This is a genomic window from Tepidiforma flava, assembly GCF_027594505.1.
Lineage (GTDB): Bacteria > Chloroflexota > Dehalococcoidia > Tepidiformales > Tepidiformaceae > Tepidiforma > Tepidiforma flava.
On sequence record NZ_CP115149.1, the window covers coordinates 1,666,926 to 1,683,830 of the forward strand.

The following is a 16,905-nucleotide window of genomic DNA, read 5'->3' on the forward strand; positions in this document are numbered from 1 at the left end:
ACTCCGCGGCCCCGGCGGCGGCCCCGGAAGCAGGCTTCTCCCTGCCGGCCCCAGGCGACCTCGTTTCCCTCGGCTGGCGGCTCGGCCTCGTCGCCCTCATCATCGCCGGCTCCATCGTCGGGCTCCGCTGGTGGGCCCGCCGCATGGCCGCAGCCCGCCAGCACCACCGGCTTCCTCCGCGTCGTCGACACCCTCCCCATCAGCAGCGGCCGCACTATGCCACCTCCTGGCGCTTGGCGACCGCGTCATCGCCATCGGCGCCACCCCCCAGCAGATCACCATGCTCGAAGCCCTCACTCCCGAGGAGGCCGCGCGCGTGCTCGCCGCCGCCGACGCGAAGAACGACCCGCTCCCCCTCGGCGACTTCGCTGCCCAGCTCCGTCGACTCCCTCCGCCGCACCGAGCAGCGCGCCGCCCGCGAACCCGTCATCGGCGCCGAGCCACGCCGCCAGCCATAGGCGCCTCCCCGGCCCCGGATCAGGGTTCCCCGCCCCCAGCCCGTGAGGGAACCGCCCCCGCCCCGCTGGGGTTCTCCGGATTCAGGCCCGCCCCCTTCCGCCGATACGCTGGCGCCTCACCTGGCTTTCCCACCGGGGGCCAGCGTGGCGCACCGCCAGAAACCCCGCCGCCGACGGCGCATCCTCCTCCGCCCTCGCTCTTCTCGGCCTCGCGCTCGTCCTCCTCACCGGCTGCCGTCCAGCAGACGGCCGCCCCCGGTCAGCCGGCCGCTCCGCAGGACCCGGCGGCGCTCGCCCAGGACCCCCGCAACGTCTCCGCCGCCATCCAGCTCCTCGTCCTCATCACCGTCCTCTCCCTCGCCCCTGCCATCCTCGTGATGGTCACCTCCTTCACCCGCATCATCGTCGTCCTCTCCCTCGTCCGGAACGCAATCGGCATCGGCCCCAGCTGCCGCCCAACCAGGTCCTCATCGGCATGGCCCTCTTCCTCACCGCCTTCGTCATGGCCCCGCAGGTCGAAGACCATCAACGACGAGGCCATCCAGCCCTACCTCGCCGGCACCATCTCCCAGCAGGAAGCCTTCGAGCGCGGCGAAGCCCCCCTCCGCCAGTTCATGCTCAAGCAAACCCGCGAGCAGGACCTCGCCGCTCTTCCTCAAGCTCTCCGCGCAGCCCCAAGCCGCCAACAGCCCCGACGACGTCCCCACCTACGTCCTCGTCCCCGCCTTCAGCCCATCAGCGAACTGAAGACGGCCTGCTCCAGATGGGCTTCGTCATGTTCGTCCCCTTCCTCATCTATCGACCTCGTCATCTCCTCCGCCCTCCTCAGCATGGGCATGATGATGCTGCCCCCCGTCATCGTCTCCCTCCCCTTCAAAATCCTCCTCTTCGTCCTCGTGCGATGGCTGGTATCTCATCGTCGGCTCCCTCGTCGGGAGCTTTGCCTAGGAGCATCCCGTGAACGAAGGCGTCATCCTCGGCCTCATGCGCGAAGCCCTCACCGTCGGCATGCTCGTCGGCGCGCCCATCCTCGGCACCACCCTCGTCGTCGGCATGGTCGTCTCCATCATCCAGGCGGCCACCCAGGTCAACGAAGCCACCCTCACCTTCGTTCCCAAGCTCATCGCCGTCTTCGTCGCGATGCTCCTCTTCGGCATGGCCCTCTGGATGATGTCCACCCTCCTCGATTTCTCCGCCGGCATCTTCGCGAACATGGCCGCGTACGGGCGCTGACCATGGCCCTCGACCTCTCCCCCGTCACGACCTACACCTTCCTCCTCATCCTCATCCGCACCTCCGCCATGCTCGTCTCTTCGCCGCTCCTCTCCCACCGCGGCATCCCCGCCCAGGCGAAAATCGGCTTCGCCGTCTTCACGGCCCTCGTGCTCACTCCAATCACCAGGCTCCCCGGCGGCCAGCCGCCTGAGACGTTCGGCCGCCTCGTCGACGACGTCCTCCGCGAGACCCTTTTCGGCCTCGGTATCTCCTCGGCCCTCGCCATGAACATCGTCTTCATCGGCCTCCAGATGGCCTCCCGCGTCATCGGCCTCCAGGTCGGTTTCGGGCTCGGCGCCGTCTTCGACCCCATCACCGGCACCGAATTCGGCGTCTTCGACCAGTTCTACGCCCTCCTCGTCACCCTCGTTTTCTTCGCCATCAACGGCCACCACCTCGTCATCCAGTCGCTCGCCGAAACCCTCCAGGCCGTCCCGCCCGGCACGTTCGACCCCTTCAGCCTGGCGCCGTCCGGCATCACTTCCCTCGTCGCCGGCCTCACCGTCACCGCCGTCCGCATCGCCATGCCCGTCATGGCCGCCCTGCTCCTCACCGACGTCGGCATGGGCATCGTCGCCTTCGCACCGTCCCCCAGGTGCAGATTCTGATCGTCGGCGCCCCGGTCAAGATCGGCGTCGGCATCCTCGTCCTCGGCGCCGCCCTCCCGGTCACCATGCAGCTGATGAACGGCGTCTTCGGCGCCTCCCTCGCCGGCTCGAGCCGCATCCTCCTCGGCGGAGGGGCTCCCTAGATGGCGGGCGAACGCACCGAAGCGCCAACCCCAAAACGCCTCCGCGATGCCCGCCAGAAAGGCGACTGTCGCCCGCAGCGATGAGGTCGTCTCCATCGGCGCCCTCCTCCTCGCGGTGCTTGCCATGAAGCTGCTCGGCCCCGCCCTCTGGGCGAGCCTCGCCGCCATCCTCGCGCAGGGCCTCGGCCAGCCCGTGCCCGAACTCACCCGCGAATCCGCCCAGCAGCTCGCCCGCGAGACCGCCTGGCAGACCGTCCGCGCCCTCCTTCCCCTCCTCGGCCTCGCCGCCGTCTCCGCCGTCGCCCTCAACGTCGCCCAGGTCGGCCCCCTGTTCACCGGCCAGGCCGGCTGAAGCCCCAGCTCTCGCGGGTCAACCCCGGCGCCGGCCTCAAGCGGATCGTCTCCGTTGACGGCCTCTTCCGCCTCGCCAAATCCCTTCTCAAGTTCGTCATGGCATCGCCGCTCGTCGTCGGCCTCACCCTCCGCGCCCAGTTCGCCGACCTCGCCGGCCTCGGCGCCCTCAGCATCGGCGCCGCGGTCACCGCCCGCCTTGCCTCCCTCGGCTTCGATATCGCCTTCCGCGCCGCCGGCGTCCTCTTCCTCCTCGCCCTCGCCGATTACGCCTGGCAGCGCCGCCAGCACCTCAAGCGCCTCCGCATGACGAAGCACGAAGTGAAGCAGGAGCTCAAGGAAACCGACGGCGACCCCCACATCAAAGCCGCCATCCAGCCGCCGGCGCCAGCAGCTCCTCAATCCGCATGATCGCCGCCGTCAAAACCGCCGACGTTGCGTCGTCACCAACCCGACCCACTACGCCGTCGCGCCTCAAATACGACGCCGTCTCCATGCCCGCACCCATGGTCGTCGCCAAGGGGCAGGACTACCTCGCCCTCCGCATCCGCGAGAGTCGCCCGCGAAGCCGGCGTCCCCGTTCTCGAAGAGCCGCCGCTCGCCCGCGCCCTCCATGCCAGCGTCCAGGTCGGCCAGTACATCCCGGCCAGCCTCTTCCACGCCGTCGCCGAAGTCCTCGCGTGGGTCTACGCCCTGCGCCGGCCCGCGCCGGCCGCCGCACCACCGCCCCAGGAGCCGCCAGGTGACCGTCCAGGCCCAGCCCCGCCCCGCGTCCGCCTCCCTCACCCGCCTCCTCGGCCAGACCGACATCCTCCTCGCCGCCGGCATCATCACCATCGTCGGGATGATGATCATCCCGCTGCCGGCGCCACTCCTCGATGTCCCCTTCCTCACCGTCAACCTCGCCGTCAGCGTCGTCATCCTCCTCGTCGCCATCTACACCGAAGAGCCGCTCAAGTTCTCCGTCTTCCCCTCCCTCCTCCTCATCACCACCCTCTACCGCCTCGCGCTCAACGTCTCCACCTCCCGCCTCATCCTCCTCCACGGCCAGACGCCGGCGAAGTCGTCCACTCGTTCGGCAGCTTCGTCGTCGGCGGCAACCTCGTCGTCGGCCTCGTCGTCTTCCTCATCCTCGTCGTCATCCAGTTCGTCGTCATCACCAACGGCGCCGGCCGCGTCGCCGAAGTCGCCGCCCGCTTCACCCTCGATGCCATGCCCGCGCAAGCAGATGGCGATCGACGCCGACCTCAACGCCGGCCTCATCAACGAGGCCGAAGCCCGCGAGCGCCGCAAAGCCATCGGCCAGGAAGTTCCGATTTCTACGGCGCCATGGACGGCGCCTCCAAGTTCGTCAAAGGCGATGCCATCGCCGGCATCGTCATCATCCTCGTCAACATCATCGGCGGCCTCTCCATCGGCATCCTCCAGCAGGGCGTCGGCCCCGCCGAAGCCCTGAACCTCTACGCGAAGCTCACCGTCGGCGACGGCCTCGTCTCCCAGCTCCCCGCGCTCCTCATCTCCACCGCCACCGGCATCATCGTCACCCGCGCTGCCGGCGAGACGAACCTCGGCTCCCAGGTCTTCTCCCAGATCACCATGCAGTCGCGGCCGATGTACGTCGCCGCCGCCATGCTCGCCCTCTTCGCCGCCCTCCCCGGCCTCCCCCGCCTCCCCTTCCTCCTCGTGGCTCGCCACCGTCGGCGCCGGCGGCTACCTCATCGACCGCTCGAAGCGCCAGGCCGAACTCGCCGCCATCGCCGCCCGCCCCGACCCGGTCCCCGAGCCTGAACAGCTCGGCCCCCAGCAGGTCATCCAGATGATGACCGTCGACCCCCTCGAAATCGAGGTCGGCTACGGCCTCATCCCCATCGTCGACGAACAGGCCGGCGGCACCCTCCTCCGCCGCATCACCCAGATCCGCCGCCAGCTCGCCCTCGAACTCGGCATCGTCCTCCCCACCGTCCGCGTCCGTGACAATCTCGGCCTCGCCCCGAACGCCTACGTCGTCAAGCTCCGCGGCGTCGAAATCGCCCGCGGCACCCTCCAGCCCGGCCACTACCTCGCCATGGACCCCGGCACCGCCGAAGGCGACATCCCCGGCATCGAAACCGTCGAGCCCGCCTTCGGCCTGCCCGCCCGCTGGATCACCCCTGCCTACCGCGAACGCGCCGAACTCCTCGGCTATACCGTCGTCGATGCCGAATCCGTCCTCGCCACCCACCTCACCGAACTCGTCCGCCGCTTCGCTCCCGACCTCCTCTCCCGCCAGGACACCCAGGACCTCCTCGAAAACCTCCGCAAGGAGTACCCCGCCCTCGTCGACGACCTCATCCCCTCCACCCTCACCGTCGGCGAAGTCCAGGAAGTCCTCCAGAACCTCCTCGCCGAGCGCGTCTCCATCCGCGACCTCGTCACCATCTGCGAAACCCTCGCCACCCAGGCCCGCCTCACCCGCGATATCGACCTCCTCACCGAATACGCCCGCGCCGCCCTCGCCCGCCAGATCAGCCGCCAGTACGCCGACGAAACCGGGACCATCCGCGTCATCACCGTCGGCCCCCGCACCGACCAGAGGAGATCGCCGCCAGCATTCAGCAGACCGACCGCGGCAGCCAGGTCGCCATGGCCCCCTGGCAGGTGCAGCGCCTCGTCGGCGTCGTCGCTGCCGAAGTCGAGCGTGTCGCCGCGTCGGGCCGCGACCTCGGTCATCCTCTGCTCCTCCCGCATCCGCCTCGCCCTCCGGCGCCTCCTCGAGCGCCGCCTCCCGAACGTCGTGCGTCCTCTCCTTCGCCGAGATCACCCCCCAAACCCACGTCGAAGCCATCGGCAACATCGAGGTGAACGTTGGAAACGAAGCGCTTCATCGGTAACGACACCACGCGCCTCTTCGCCCGCATCCGCCGCGAAGCTCCTCGGGCCCGATGCCGTCATCCTCTCCACCCGCTCGCTCCACCGCGACGGCGCCCCGCCGCTCGTCGAAATCATCGCCGCGCCCGCCGCCGAACCTGCCGAATCGCTCCCGCTCCACCTCCAGCAGGCCGTCCTCGAAGAAGCGCTCCGCCGCGTCGAAACCGCCCCCGGCATCACCGTCGCGGACCTCGAAGAGCTCGCCGCACGCCGAGGAGCCGGCCCCGCCCCCTGTCCTCGAGCCCCGCTCTCCGCCCCGCCGCTCCCGGTCCCCTCCCCGGCCCGGAGGACGGCATCCTCGAAGCGCTCGCCGGCCTCGGCTGGGATGCTGCCGCCGCCCGCGCTGTCATCGACGCGGCCCCCGGGGCAGCGCACCCCCGCTGCCGCCCTCGAGCGCTGGCTCGCAGCCTCGCCGTCGCCTCCTACCCCCCGGATGGCCAGACGGCTCTCGTCACCATCCAGGGCGCCGAGGGCTCCGGCCGCACCACCGCCCTCCTCAAGATGGCGCTCGACTGCGCCGATGCCGGCCGGCCTGCCCTCCTCGTCGCCGCCGATATCACCCGTCCGCGCCGGCGCACGCGATCGGCCATCCGCGCCTGCGCCGACGCTCTCGGCCTCCCCTTCGCCGAGGCCTTCACGCCCCGGCGAACTCGTCCGCGCCGCCGACCCGGGCCCGATCCCGCGGCGCCTGCCTCTTCGTCGATACGCCGCGCCGGCCCGTGGGCGCCGCCGCCCATCCCCAGCGCGGCCCACTTCGCCTATCTGGCCATCCCGGCCCACTGGCAGCCGGGCGCCGCCCGCGCCGCCGTCCAGGGCCTCCCCCTCGCCCGCTTCGCCGGCGCCGTCCTCACCGGGACCGACCTCGCTCCCTCTCTTGCCGCCGGCCTCGAACTCCGTCGCCGAGACCGGCCTCGGCCTCGCCTTCCTCTCTGCCGGCCGCGACATCGCCGCCGGCATCATCCGTCGCCGACCCGGCCGCCACTCGCCGCCGGCCTCTTCCCCGCCGCCTCGCCTCGCCTCGCGGCGACCGCCTGAGCCGGCCTCGGCGCCTCCCGCTGCCTCGCGATCAGGGGATTCCCCTGCCCCCGGCAGGCCAGAGCCCGCCGATGGGTGCCGCATCCCCGCCCCGCAACCATAGAACCATCGCCCGCCCGCAGCCCCCCTGTCACCGCCCTGCCACCCGGTGCCGGGCGCCGCGGGCCTACCTTCGAAGCAGGAGCAGAGCCGTGACCGCCGCCATTCCCGCCTTCACGCGCGCATCAGGGCTCTCCATCGACCCCATCACGGGAGATGTCGAATTCGGGCGCCCCGGCCCCGCGGCCTAACAATCCCTTCATGGCCCAGGGTCTCCTCCCCGGCACCGCCCTCCGCATCGAAGTCTCCACCCGCGAGGGCACCGAGTCCTACGCCACCCGCATCGAAGACGTCGACGCCGAGCGGGTCGCCATCCTCGTCCCCATGCGCGGCCTCAAGCCCCGCCCCCTCGCCGCCGGCACCCTCGTCCGCTCCGTCTACATCTACCGCCAGAAGCGCTGGCGCTTCGTCACCGAGACCGTCATCGGCCACAGCTTCCGGACGGCGCCATCGAATACCTTCGCCTCCCGCCCTTCATCGACTGCCACGAGCGCCGGCGCAACTACCGCCTCCAGGTCGCCATGCAAACCCTCCCGCCGATCTACCGGCTCGTCGTCGAAGGCGACGAGACCGCCGAGCAGGAGTTCGACGGCACCATCGTCGACCTCTCCGAAAGCGGCTGCTGCATCGCCTCCAAGGTGTTCGCCGTTGCCGGCGAGCGCCTCGGCATCGAAGCCGTCCTGCCCGAAGCCGGCGACGATCGCCGTCCGCGCCCGCATCGTCTCCGTCCGCGAACCCGAGCGCGGCTACCGCATGCGCCGCCTCCACTGCGAATTCCTCGAGATGACCCCGCGCCCAGCGCGACCTCATCGCCCGCTACCTCATGCGCCGCCAGATCGAAATGCGCCGGAGGGGCCAGCTGTGAACGCCCTCCCGCCCTACACCATCGCCCGCTACGGCGTTTACGCCGCCCTACGCCATGGCCGTCGCCGCCGCATGGCTCGGCACCCGCGCCGGCTACCCCTTCGACCAGGCCCTCATGCGCCGGCCATCTTCACCTTCGTCCTCGTCACGGCCGTCGCCTTCGGCGCCGAGGCGATCGTCCTCACCAGCCCGCCCCGGCCCCAGCCGCCGCCTCCCGCCGACCGCCAGCCGGACGACACCGACCAGCCCGACGAGTAACCCCTGAGGAGCCGCACCAATGGCCACCGCACGTCGCCGCCAGCGCCCCCCTCTTCGAAGACCGCGAAGCCGCCATCCGCCAGTACGCGCCCCTCGTCAAATACGTCGTCGGCCGCCTCGCCATCGGCCTCCCCGCCATCCTCGATTACGAGGACATCCTCTCCTACGGCACCATCGGCCTCATCGAAGCCCTCGACCGCTTCGACGGCTCCAAGGGCGTCAAGTTCGAAACCTACGCCATCTCCCGCATCCGCGGCGCCATCATCGACGCCCTCCGCTCCCTCGACCGCCTGCCCCGCTCCGTCCGCCAGAAGGCCCGCCGCCTCGAGCAAATCCACGTCGAATTCGAGCGCGAGCACGGCCGCGAACCCACCGACGAAGAAGCCGCCCGGCTCATGGGTCTCACCCCCGAGCAGTACAACCAGGCCCTCATCGATGCCAGCTGGGTCACCGTCTCCCTCGACGGCCTCCTCGACCGCGACAACAACGAAGACGGCACCGCGCCCACCGAGCTCCCCGCCGACCCCAACGAAGAGGACTTCACCGAGCGCCTCGAAAAGCGCCAGCTCCTCGATGCCCTCACCGCCGCCATCAAGACCCTCCCCGAACGCGAGTGGCTCATCGATCAGCCTCTACTACCGCGACTGAAATGACCATGAAGGAAATCGCCCAGATCCTCGATATCTCCGAATCCCGCGTCTGCCAGCTCCACGGCCGCGCACTCGGCCGTCTTCGCGCCCGCCTCGCCCGCGAGCGCAACCCCTGACCGCACCCCGGAGGCCCGCCATGACCGACGTCATCGCCCTGCTCGCCATCTCCCAGCTCGTCACCCTCGGCGCGCTCTTCTACCTCTACCTCCAGGTCCAGTTCAGCTCCGCGCCGGGACCCGCCCGGTCCGCCGCCGTCGAACCCGCCGACGAAGCCCCCGCGCCCGGCATCCCCGTCCGGGGCGCAGCCGCCCGCCGCGCCGCCAGCGGCGGCCTACACGGCCGCTCCGCGCGTACCCCGCCGACGCCCTCCGACCAGGGCCGCGTCGATGTCGCCGAGCTCGCCCGCCGCATGCACCGCAGCGAAGAAGAGGTCCGCCTCCTCCTGCGCCGCCAGGGGATCGCCTCATCGACCGGGACAACCGCGCTGCGTTCGCCAGCGTGCTCCTCGCCGGCATCGCGCTCGCCGCCGCGCTCTTCGCCGGCCAGCCCGCCCGCGCCAACGGCGTCCCCCAGCTCGTCAAGCTCACCTACCTCGAGGGCATCTCCAACTTCGGCCCCCGCGATGCCGAGGGCGTCCTCGAATTCTCCTTCTCCGAAGCCTACGCCCGCGTCGATGTGAAGCAATCCTGCCGCCCGTCGAGGGCTACGTCTACGAAGGCTGGCTCACCGGCGGCGCGGCCGCCCCCTTCCGCGTCGGCGTCATCCCCACCGGCCCCGACGGCATCGGCGTCCTCGACATGCCCGCCATCCAGGGCCTCACCTCCTACGACTACCGCATCTTCGTCGTCGTCCGCGCGGCCCGCCTCCGCGCCCGAAAACGCCAGCTCCGCGGCCACGATCTCGCCATCGCCGGCCGCTTCGAAGTCATCGCCGACGACGGCAGCAGCCGCCCGCGGCGACGTCCGCCCCGGCAGCCCCTCCCCGACACCGGCGAACGCCCCGCCGAATCCCTCACCACCCGCATCGCCCGCACCGCCTTCACCATGCTCGCCGTCGGCGGCCTCGCCTTCGTCGCGCTCCGCTTCATCCTTCGCCCGGAGGAACTCCGCATGATCAAAGGGCTCTATTCCGCGTTCACCGGCATGGAAGCCGCCTGGCGCTACCAGGACGTCCTCGCTCAACAACATCGCCAACGCCAACACCATCGGCTTCAAGCAGCGAAATCGCCTCGCTCAGCCCGCTCCCGGAGGTCCTCCTCTCCCAGCAGGCGCCCGTCCCCGCGCCGCTCCCCGCCCGCATCCAGGCCGTCGTCGGCCAGATCGGCACCGGCAAGTTCGTCGCCGAGTTCGTCACCGACTTCCAGCAGGGCATGCTCCGCCAGACCGGCCTCGAACTCGACCTCGCCCTCTCCGCCGGCTTCTTCACCATCCGCGACGACCAGGGCAACGTCTTCTACACCCGCGACGGCCGCTTCCAGCGCGACGCCGCCGGCAACCTCGTCACCTCCGCCGGCTATTTCGTCCTCGGCGAAGACGGCCAGCCCATCACCCTCCCGCTCGACCCCGTCACCATCACCCCCGACGGCGTCATCCAGGACGCGAACGGCAACGCAATCGCCGCCCTCCGCATCCGCGATTTCGCGCCGCTCCAGCTCGAACGCGCCGGCGAAGCCTACTTCCGCGCCCTCCGCCGATGACCTCGGTCAGCCGGGCGAAGGCCAGCCGCCCGTTGGCGGGCCCGGTCTCCGCCAGGGCTTCCTCGAATCCTCGAACGCCAACCTCGTCGAGGAACTCACCTCCCTCCTCGCCGTCCAGCGTGTCTACCAGGCCAGCACAGGCCGTTCTTGCCCGCCTCGACACCACCCTCGAGCAGGCCGCCGGCGAACTCGGCCGCCTCTAGCCCCACCCGGAGGTTCCCGCCCGTGCCCACCATCCTCGGCGCCGTCCGCCAGATCGGCCTCATCCACAACCAGAACGTCCTCGATACCGTCGTCCCACAACCTCGCCAACGCCAACACCAGCGCCTTCAAAGCGTTCCGCGCCCTCCACCAGGGTCCTCCCCGACCCCGAACCGGCCCCCGAGACGTCGCGGCTCGGCGTCGCCGCCACCACCCGCGACCTCCTCTTCCAGCCCGGCGCCCTCCTCCGGCGAGCGACTCCCCGCTCCACGCCGCCCTCCAGGACGGCGCCTTCTTCATCATCCGCGGCGACGGCGGCGAGGCTCTCTTCACCCGCTACGGCGGCTTCCTGCTCGACGGCGAGGGCACCCTCGTGGACTATGCCGGCCGCATCGTTCCCGACGTCAACGGCGACCCCATCCGTCTCCCGGAGGGCTTCACCTCCCCCTTCCTCGACCCCACCGGCTCCCTCATCGCCCTCGACGAGAACGGCGAGCCCCGGGAGGTCGCCCGCCTTCCGCTCGCCCGCTTCGCCAACCCCGAGGGCCTCGAACTCCTCGGCGGCGGCCTCTACCGCCCCACCCTCAACAGCGGCGAACCCGAGTACGGCACCCCCGGCGATCAGGGATTCGCCCCATTGCGGCCCGGCACGCTCGAAAGCTCCAATGTCGATGTGGCCCAGGAGTTCGTCAGCATGATCGTCGCCCAGCGCGCCTACAGCGCCTGCGCCAGGACCTTCGCCGTCGGCGACGCCATGCTCGAGCTCGCCACCCGCATCACCCGCTAGCACCCGCCAGGAGGCACCCCATGGCACGCATCGACGGAGCTCAACCTCGGCGGCGCGCACCTCAATCCCGCCGGCGGCCCGGGCGCCGCAGGCCAGCCGAACGGAACTGGCTCGAGGCCGGCCAGGCGGCGGGCGCCCGCGGCAGCCACGACGTCCTCAGCCTCTCCCCCCGCGTCCGCGTCATCGCCGAGGCCGCCCGCGCCGTTTCCGAGGCCCGCGACGTCCGCGCTGAGAAGGTCGCCGCCCTCAAGGCCGCCATCGCCAACGGCACCTACACCTCCAACGCCCGCGACATCGCCGCCCGCCTCCTCGCGAACGGCATCGCCGGGGACCTCGGATGAGTGCCGCCCTCCTGCGCGAGGCGCTCGCCATCCTGCGCGACGAAGAGCAGCTCCTCGCTGCGCTCGTCGGCCTCGCGCGCGAAGAGCAGCGGGCCCTCATCGCCGCCGATTACCGCACCCGCGTCGAAGCCGTCAGCCAGCAGATGCTCGAGGCCGTCCGCCGCATCGAGGCCCGCGAATCCGATCGTTTGAATTTGCTCAGAACCGTTGGCCTCGCCTTCCACACCCTCGATGACCTCGCCGCGCATGCCGAGAACCTCGGTGTGGACGGGTTCGCCGACCTCCGCGAGCGCCTCGCCGCCCGGGCCCTCGAACTCCGCGAGGTCCAGGAAGCCAACGCCCGTCTCGTGCTGAACGCCATGCGCGTCCGCGATCGCTGGGCCGCCATCCTCGCCGGCCACACCTCCCCGACCTACAGCCCGACCGGCCAGGCCGCCACGACGTCAGGGGGGCCCCGGCTTCGTCTCGAAGACCGCCTGAGGCACTGCCATGGCCCTCTCCATCGGCCTCGATACCGCTGTCAAAGCCCTCCGGGCGCACCAGCTCGCCGTCGACAACGGTCGCTGCCCACAACATCGCCAACGCCCAGACGCCCGGCTCCTCTCCCGCCAGCGCGTCCTCCTTCGCCCCATCGGCCTCGAAGGCTCCGCATGGTCCAGCCGCGACAGTCTCCTCGGCCGCGCCGGCTTCGGCGTCGACGCCCGCGACGTCCACCGCATCCGCGATGCCTTCATCGGACTACCAGGCGCGGCAGGCCCTCTCCGCCCGCGGCCAGCACTCCGCCTTCTCCACCCCGCTCCGCAACGCCGAGGCGGTCTTCAACGACCCCTCCGAACCGACGGCCTCTCCGTCCCCTCCTCGCCCGCTTCTGGGCTGCCTGGCACGACGTCGCCAACGAGCCTGAATCCTCCGCCGCCCGCGACCGCCTCTCGTCCACGCCGCCCAGACGTTCACGCTCCGCGTCCAGGCCGCCCACGCCGAGATCGACCTCCATGCGCCGCAACCTCAACCAGCAGGTGACCGCCCTCGCGGACGAAATCAACGCCTACGCCCGCGAAATCGCCGGCCTCAACCTCCAGATCAAGCAGGTCGAACTCAACGGCGAACGCGCCAATGACCTCCGCGACCGCCGCGACCTCCTCCTCGACAAGCTCAGCGAGGTCGCCAGCATCCAGTACAGCGAATCCCAGACCGGCGAAGTTTCCGTCTACCTCGGCTCCCACGAACTCGTCTTCGGCACCACGGCCCGCACCATCGTCGCCGGCCCCGACCCGGCCGACACCACCATGACGAAGCTCACCTGGCAGGTCGACGGCTTCGACGTCCGCGTCGTCCAACGGCGGCAAGCTCAAGGGCGTCCTCGATGCGCGCGACCAGGCCCTGCCCGACCTCATGCGCAAGCTCGACGCCTTCGCCATCCCGGGCATCATCAACGGCGTCAACACCATCCACCGCCAGGGCTACGGCCTCGATAACATCCACCGGCCTCGATTTCCTCCAGGGCACGACGGCGCCGGCGATATCCAGCTCAACCCCGTCCTCGCCGCCAACCCCCACCAGATCGCCACGGCCGCCAACCCGAACGCCCCCGGCGATGCCAGCATCGCCCTCCGCATCGCCGGCCTCGAACTCCAGCCCAACATGGCCGCGGGCATCCCTGCCGCCAACCTCGTCACCGGCGAGACGCTCTCAGCGGGCGTCACGCTCACCGGCCTCACCGTCGCCGGCTCCCTTCAGCCCGGCAACTACACCATCGTCGAGAACCCGCCCGCCTCCGCGCACCCTCGAGCATCCAGTACAACGGATCCAACCCCATCGGCACGTACACCGCCGCCGCCATCTCCAGCCCCGGCGGGACGATTACCTTCATGAACGGCTCGAACGTCGTCGCCACCCTCCACGTCGCCGTGACGGGCTCCTACTCCGCCGCCCAGCAGGTTGCCGACCTCACCGCCCCCGGCAACGACACCATCCGCGTCGATGCGTCGCCCCCGGCACTGCTTCTACGCCAACCTGGTCGCCGTCCTCGGCGCCGACGTCAACCGTGCGCTCGGCATGGAGCAGTCCGCCAGGGTCTCCTCGTCGATCACCTCGACACCATGCGCCAGGCCACCCACGGCGTGAACATCGATGAAGAAGTGACGAACCTCCAGGCCGCCCAGCACGCCTACAACGCCGCCGCCCGCGTCATCACCGTCATCGACGACATGCTCGATACCCTCATCAACCGCACCGGCGTCACGAGGTAGCCCGACATGCGACTCAGCGAACAGTCCCGCGTCCAGAACCAGGTTGCCTACCTCACCTCCGCCGCCGAGCGCATGGACCGCGTCCAGCGCCAGCTCGCCACCAACCGCCGCATCGACCGCGCCAGCGATGACCCCTCCGGCGCTGCGCTCGCCATGGATTACCGCAAGTCCATCGCCTTCGGCAAGCCCAGATGCGCCGCAACCTCGAAAACGGCACTGCCTTCCTCAACGTCACCGAGGCCGCGCTCAGCAGCGCCACCGACCTCCTCCAGCGCGCCCGCGAGCTCACCGTCCAGGCCGCCAACGATACCCTCGGCCCCGCCGAGCGGCAGGGCGTCGCGGCCGAAGTCAACCAGCTCATCGAGCAGCTCGCCCAGGTCGCCAACACCAGCTTCGGCGGCGTCTACATCTTCAGCGGCCACCAGACGAACACGCCCGCCTACGCCGTCGGCGGCAGCCCCCCTGCCGCCATCACCTGGCAGGGCGACTATGGCGAGCGTCTCCGCCGCGTCTCCGCCCGCGATGTCGTGCCCGTCAACGTCATCGGCGACCGCGTCTTCGGTTCGATCTTCCAGGAGCTCATCCAGCTCCGCGATGCGCTCCAGTCCGGCGCACCCGGCGCCCAGGTCCGCCCCTTCATCGCCGACATCGATGCCGGCCTCGAGCGCGTCCTCGAGCGCCCGCGCCGAAGTCGGCGCCCGCCTGCCAACCGTTTCGAAGCCACGAACTACCGTTCGCTCGAAACCGATACCAACCTCCAGGAGCTCCGCGCCGGCGTCGAAGACATCGACATCGCCGAGACGATCGTCCGCTTCACCGCCGCCCAGAACGCGCTCGAAGCTGCCCTCGGCGCGCATCGGCCGCACGTCGAACCTCTCGCTGCTCAACTACCTCCGGTGAGCAGCCGCCGGCGCAGCCGCCGGCCCCCGCCGCTAGTAGCCCTTGAACTGCGGCTCCCGCTTCTCCACGAACGCCCGCGGACCCTCCCGCGCATCCTCCGTCGACTGCGCGATGAACATCGCCATCTGCGCCATGTCCAGGTGCTCGTCGAAGGAGATATTCGCGGAGCGGTAGACCAGCTTCTTCGAGAGCTGCACCGCCACCCCCGGCCCCTTCGCAATCTGCCGGGCGTACTCCTTCACCCGCGGCAAGAGCTCCTCCGGTTCGTACACCGCCAGCACGTAGCCGATCATCCAGCGCCTCCATGCGCTCGTGATCATCCGCCCCGTCCAGATGAGGTCGAGCGCCCGCTGCACCCCGACGATGCGCGGCAGCGTGTAGGCCCCGCCGTCGCCCGGGATGAGCCCCATCCGCACGTAGGTCATCCCCATCCGGGCCGTCGAGGCCGCGAACCGGATATCCGCCATCGTCGCCATGTCCATCCCCGCGCCCGCGGCTGCCCCGTTGATGGCCGCGATGTACGGTTTCTCCAGCTGGATCAGCGCGCGAAGCGGGATCGGGTGCACGCGGTCGCACGCAGGCTGTGCCGCCGGTCTGCCACGGTCGATTGCGTCCGGAGCACGCCCTGGCCGCCTGCCTCGGCCGCCACGTTCATCCCGCTGCAGAAGCCCCGCCCCGCCCCGGTGATGATGATCGCGCCAACGGCGCGGTCCTGGTCCGCCCGCCGGATGGCATCTGCGCCCACTCCGCCAGCATCTCGTCGTCGAAGGCGTTCAGCCGCTCCGGCTTGTTCAGCGTGATCGTCGCGACCCGGTCCTCGACCTCGTACAGGATCGACGTGTACTCCATCGGTGCAGCTCCGGCGCAGGGTGTGGCCCGCATTCTACGGGTGACGGCCCCTCCGGTCTCCTGCCGCTCAGCCCGCGCCCTCCAGCCAGGTGCCCGGCGTCACCGCCACGCCCGGTGAACTCCGACGAGCACCTGCCGGTCGCCCGTCACGAGCGGCACCCCAAGCTCCCGCGCCGCCGCCACGTACGCGAGGTCGTAGGCGGTCGCAGCGCGTCGCTTCGAGTTCCCGGGCCACGCGAGCATAGTCGGGCTGGTGGACTCTTACCGCCGCGGCAGCCCGCCGAAAGAGGTCCTCGAGCTCCGTCACCCGAGAGCAGCCCGCGCCTCAGGTAGCGCTGCGCCGGCATTCAGGAACTCCAGCGGCCAGATCGGAGGAGCCCACCAGTCGGAATCGCGCTGGCGCCACTTCGCGGGCCTCTTCGTTCAGGCGGGGGTCCGCGGTGGTGGAGCATCAGGTACACCAGCAGCGAGGCGTCAGCGACGATCACGCCGCGGCTACCTTCGCCCGCGCCCGGATCCACTCCCGAATCTCCTCCTCCGTTGGGAGTGGCCCTGCGGCCCGTTTCGCTGCCCACCGCGCCCGCAGCGCATCGACCTCTACTCGCCAGCAGCTCGTCCCGCGTCGGCCGGCGCTCACCGGGCTCGCCGCACTCGCCCTCCAGTCAGCGCAAGCACCTCCTGGTTCAGGCTCCGCCGGTTCCGCCGGGCGCGCTCCTTCAGCGCCGCATACAGCTCGTCGGGGACGTTCCGAATCGTCAACGTTGCCATGCTGTCAGTATGCCACCGTCGTGCTGGCAGTGCGCCTGCACTTCGCAGGTGCAGCGCTGGCAAAATGCTGCGCCTCACGCGCCGGCAGCGAACGCCCGCACCGCCTCCAGCAGCCCGCCACATCTCCCGGTCGCGCTCCAGCGGCAGCAGCGGCTCCGGCACCTGCACCCCCGTGAACGCCTCCACCACCTCCCGGTGGTCGTCGATGACGAAGTCCGGCCACACGTCGGGATCGCCGAGCTCCCGCAGCCGGTTGTGGTGGTCCGTCAGCGGTTTCCAGAAGCAATCCGCGATGTGCTCGTGCAGCGAAAACCGCCGCACCACTTCCCACCGCGGCCCCATCCCGCTCCACAGGTAGACCGTGTGCCCGTCCTCCCGCAGCGCCGCGAACACCTCCCGCACCCCCGGCCGCAGCTTCACGTCCCAGGTGATGATGGTGTTGTCTACGTCGAAAAACACGTTCAGG

The 16,905-nt window shown here is 70.7% G+C and carries 21 protein-coding genes and 7 pseudogenes; 20 read left to right on the forward strand and 8 right to left on the reverse strand.

From position 1 onward, the window contains the following. Positions 1–214: 214 nt before the first annotated feature. A complete protein-coding gene (locus tag O0235_RS09315) occupies positions 215–430 on the reverse strand; it encodes a hypothetical protein (RefSeq protein ID WP_270055517.1) in 216 nt (71 codons plus the stop codon). A gap of 351 nt (positions 431–781) precedes the next feature. Here O0235_RS09315 and fliP point away from each other — a divergent pair. The 9 genes and pseudogenes from fliP (at position 782) to O0235_RS16280 (ending at position 4,291) form a co-directional block, all read left to right on the forward strand. Continuing rightward, positions 782–1,406 (forward strand): annotated as a pseudogene (gene fliP / locus O0235_RS15905) (flagellar type III secretion system pore protein FliP). A 9-nt stretch (positions 1,407–1,415) separates the two neighbouring features. Next, positions 1,416–1,691, forward strand: coding sequence for a flagellar biosynthesis protein FliQ (fliQ, locus tag O0235_RS09330; protein ID WP_270055520.1), 276 nt, complete (start codon positions 1,416–1,418; stop codon positions 1,689–1,691). Positions 1,692–1,735: 44 nt separating this feature from the next. Beyond that, a pseudogene (locus tag O0235_RS09335) lies at positions 1,736–2,341 on the forward strand (flagellar biosynthetic protein FliR); the annotation flags it as partial. After that, positions 2,329–2,484 (forward strand): hypothetical protein, encoded by a 156-nt coding sequence (locus O0235_RS09340; protein ID WP_270055522.1) that lies wholly within the window; start codon positions 2,329–2,331, stop codon positions 2,482–2,484. The pseudogene O0235_RS09335 and the gene O0235_RS09340, both read left to right, overlap by 13 nt. Before the next feature lie 46 nt (positions 2,485–2,530). Continuing rightward, positions 2,531–2,836 carry an EscU/YscU/HrcU family type III secretion system export apparatus switch protein gene (locus tag O0235_RS09345; RefSeq protein WP_270055523.1) on the forward strand — a complete coding sequence of 102 codons (306 nt, stop codon included), beginning with the start codon at positions 2,531–2,533 and terminating at the stop codon, positions 2,834–2,836. A gap of 44 nt (positions 2,837–2,880) precedes the next feature. Next, entirely contained in the window at positions 2,881–3,246 is a 366-nt protein-coding gene (locus O0235_RS09350; RefSeq protein WP_270058054.1) for an EscU/YscU/HrcU family type III secretion system export apparatus switch protein, read from the forward strand. Then, a pseudogene (locus tag O0235_RS15910) lies at positions 3,243–3,326 on the forward strand (hypothetical protein); the annotation flags it as partial. The gene O0235_RS09350 and the pseudogene O0235_RS15910, both read left to right, overlap by 4 nt. A gap of 73 nt (positions 3,327–3,399) precedes the next feature. Continuing rightward, positions 3,400–3,510 (forward strand): annotated as a pseudogene (locus O0235_RS15915) (EscU/YscU/HrcU family type III secretion system export apparatus switch protein); the annotation flags it as partial. A 553-nt stretch (positions 3,511–4,063) separates the two neighbouring features. Then, the gene (locus O0235_RS16280) at positions 4,064–4,291 is read left to right on the forward strand and encodes an FHIPEP family type III secretion protein (RefSeq protein ID WP_506005456.1); all 228 of its coding nucleotides are present in this window, start codon (positions 4,064–4,066) and stop codon (positions 4,289–4,291) included. A gap of 4 nt (positions 4,292–4,295) precedes the next feature. Here O0235_RS16280 and O0235_RS16285 read toward each other — a convergent pair whose 3' ends face one another. After that, complete coding sequence (locus tag O0235_RS16285; protein ID WP_506005437.1) at positions 4,296–4,466, reverse strand: hypothetical protein; 171 nt, start codon at positions 4,464–4,466, stop codon at positions 4,296–4,298. Between the two features lie 86 nt (positions 4,467–4,552). Between O0235_RS16285 and O0235_RS09360 the strand changes: the two genes are divergently transcribed. Further along, positions 4,553–6,880 (forward strand): FHIPEP family type III secretion protein, encoded by a 2,328-nt coding sequence (locus O0235_RS09360; RefSeq protein ID WP_270058055.1) that lies wholly within the window; start codon positions 4,553–4,555, stop codon positions 6,878–6,880. 197 nt (positions 6,881–7,077) lie between these two features. Next, positions 7,078–7,233 (forward strand): annotated as a pseudogene (locus O0235_RS15925) (flagellar brake domain-containing protein); the annotation flags it as partial. A gap of 26 nt (positions 7,234–7,259) precedes the next feature. Here the strand turns inward: O0235_RS15925 and O0235_RS09365 are convergent. Next, positions 7,260–7,595 (reverse strand): hypothetical protein, encoded by a 336-nt coding sequence (locus tag O0235_RS09365; protein WP_270058098.1) that lies wholly within the window; start codon positions 7,593–7,595, stop codon positions 7,260–7,262. On the opposite strand from O0235_RS09365, the gene O0235_RS09370 reads away from it, so the two are divergent. From O0235_RS09370 to O0235_RS09380, 3 genes are read left to right on the forward strand one after another with little or no spacing between them, the layout of a single operon-like run. Continuing rightward, entirely contained in the window at positions 7,515–8,651 is a 1,137-nt protein-coding gene (locus O0235_RS09370) for a sigma-70 family RNA polymerase sigma factor (RefSeq protein ID WP_270058056.1), read from the forward strand. The two genes, O0235_RS09365 and O0235_RS09370, sit on opposite strands and share 81 nt — an antisense overlap. Beyond that, positions 8,648–8,764 (forward strand): sigma factor-like helix-turn-helix DNA-binding protein, encoded by a 117-nt coding sequence (locus O0235_RS09375; RefSeq protein WP_270055525.1) that lies wholly within the window; start codon positions 8,648–8,650, stop codon positions 8,762–8,764. Before O0235_RS09370 ends, O0235_RS09375 begins: the two co-directional genes overlap by 4 nt. Positions 8,765–8,784: 20 nt before the next feature. Continuing rightward, positions 8,785–9,327, forward strand: a complete 543-nt coding sequence (locus O0235_RS09380; RefSeq protein WP_270055526.1) for a hypothetical protein — start codon at positions 8,785–8,787, stop codon at positions 9,325–9,327. On the opposite strand, the gene O0235_RS09385 is transcribed toward O0235_RS09380, so the two are convergent. Further along, positions 9,308–9,862, reverse strand: a complete 555-nt coding sequence (locus tag O0235_RS09385) for a hypothetical protein (protein ID WP_270055527.1) — start codon at positions 9,860–9,862, stop codon at positions 9,308–9,310. The two genes, O0235_RS09380 and O0235_RS09385, sit on opposite strands and share 20 nt — an antisense overlap. A gap of 155 nt (positions 9,863–10,017) precedes the next feature. Here O0235_RS09385 and O0235_RS09390 point away from each other — a divergent pair, with 155 nt between their 5' ends. The 6 genes and pseudogenes from O0235_RS09390 to O0235_RS15940 form a co-directional block, all read left to right on the forward strand. Then, a complete protein-coding gene (locus O0235_RS09390) occupies positions 10,018–10,344 on the forward strand; it encodes a flagellar hook-basal body protein (RefSeq protein WP_270055528.1) in 327 nt (108 codons plus the stop codon). Further along, on the forward strand, positions 10,283–11,332 hold the full coding sequence (locus O0235_RS16290; protein WP_506005457.1) for a flagellar hook-basal body protein: 1,050 nt from the start codon (positions 10,283–10,285) through the stop codon (positions 11,330–11,332). Before O0235_RS09390 ends, O0235_RS16290 begins: the two co-directional genes overlap by 62 nt. Before the next feature lie 20 nt (positions 11,333–11,352). Next, positions 11,353–11,673: a flagellar biosynthesis anti-sigma factor FlgM gene (gene flgM, locus O0235_RS09400; RefSeq protein ID WP_270055530.1), complete on the forward strand. Its 321-nt coding sequence runs from the start codon at positions 11,353–11,355 to the stop codon at positions 11,671–11,673. After that, a pseudogene (flgN, locus tag O0235_RS15935) lies at positions 11,670–13,545 on the forward strand (flagellar export chaperone FlgN). The gene flgM and the pseudogene flgN overlap by 4 nt, the downstream one beginning before the upstream one ends. Next, complete coding sequence (locus O0235_RS09420) at positions 13,542–13,922, forward strand: flagellar basal body rod C-terminal domain-containing protein (RefSeq protein WP_270055534.1); 381 nt, start codon at positions 13,542–13,544, stop codon at positions 13,920–13,922. Before flgN ends, O0235_RS09420 begins: the two are co-directional and overlap by 4 nt. A 191-nt stretch (positions 13,923–14,113) precedes the next feature. After that, positions 14,114–14,290, forward strand: a pseudogene (locus O0235_RS15940) (flagellin N-terminal helical domain-containing protein); the annotation flags it as partial. A 564-nt stretch (positions 14,291–14,854) separates the two neighbouring features. Here O0235_RS15940 and O0235_RS09430 read toward each other — a convergent pair. The 4 genes from O0235_RS09430 to O0235_RS09445 all read right to left on the reverse strand — a co-directional run bounded on the left by O0235_RS09430 (position 14,855) and on the right by O0235_RS09445 (position 16,898). Beyond that, a complete protein-coding gene (locus tag O0235_RS09430; RefSeq protein WP_270055536.1) occupies positions 14,855–15,388 on the reverse strand; it encodes an enoyl-CoA hydratase/isomerase family protein in 534 nt (177 codons plus the stop codon). Positions 15,389–15,473: 85 nt separating this feature from the next. Continuing rightward, entirely contained in the window at positions 15,474–15,671 is a 198-nt protein-coding gene (locus O0235_RS09435) for a hypothetical protein (RefSeq protein ID WP_270055537.1), read from the reverse strand. A gap of 99 nt (positions 15,672–15,770) precedes the next feature. After that, on the reverse strand, positions 15,771–15,914 hold the full coding sequence (locus O0235_RS09440; RefSeq protein WP_270055538.1) for a PIN domain-containing protein: 144 nt from the start codon (positions 15,912–15,914) through the stop codon (positions 15,771–15,773). A 390-nt stretch (positions 15,915–16,304) separates the two neighbouring features. After that, positions 16,305–16,898, reverse strand: coding sequence for a FitA-like ribbon-helix-helix domain-containing protein (locus O0235_RS09445; RefSeq protein WP_270055539.1), 594 nt, complete (start codon positions 16,896–16,898; stop codon positions 16,305–16,307). Positions 16,899–16,905: the final 7 nt, after the last annotated feature.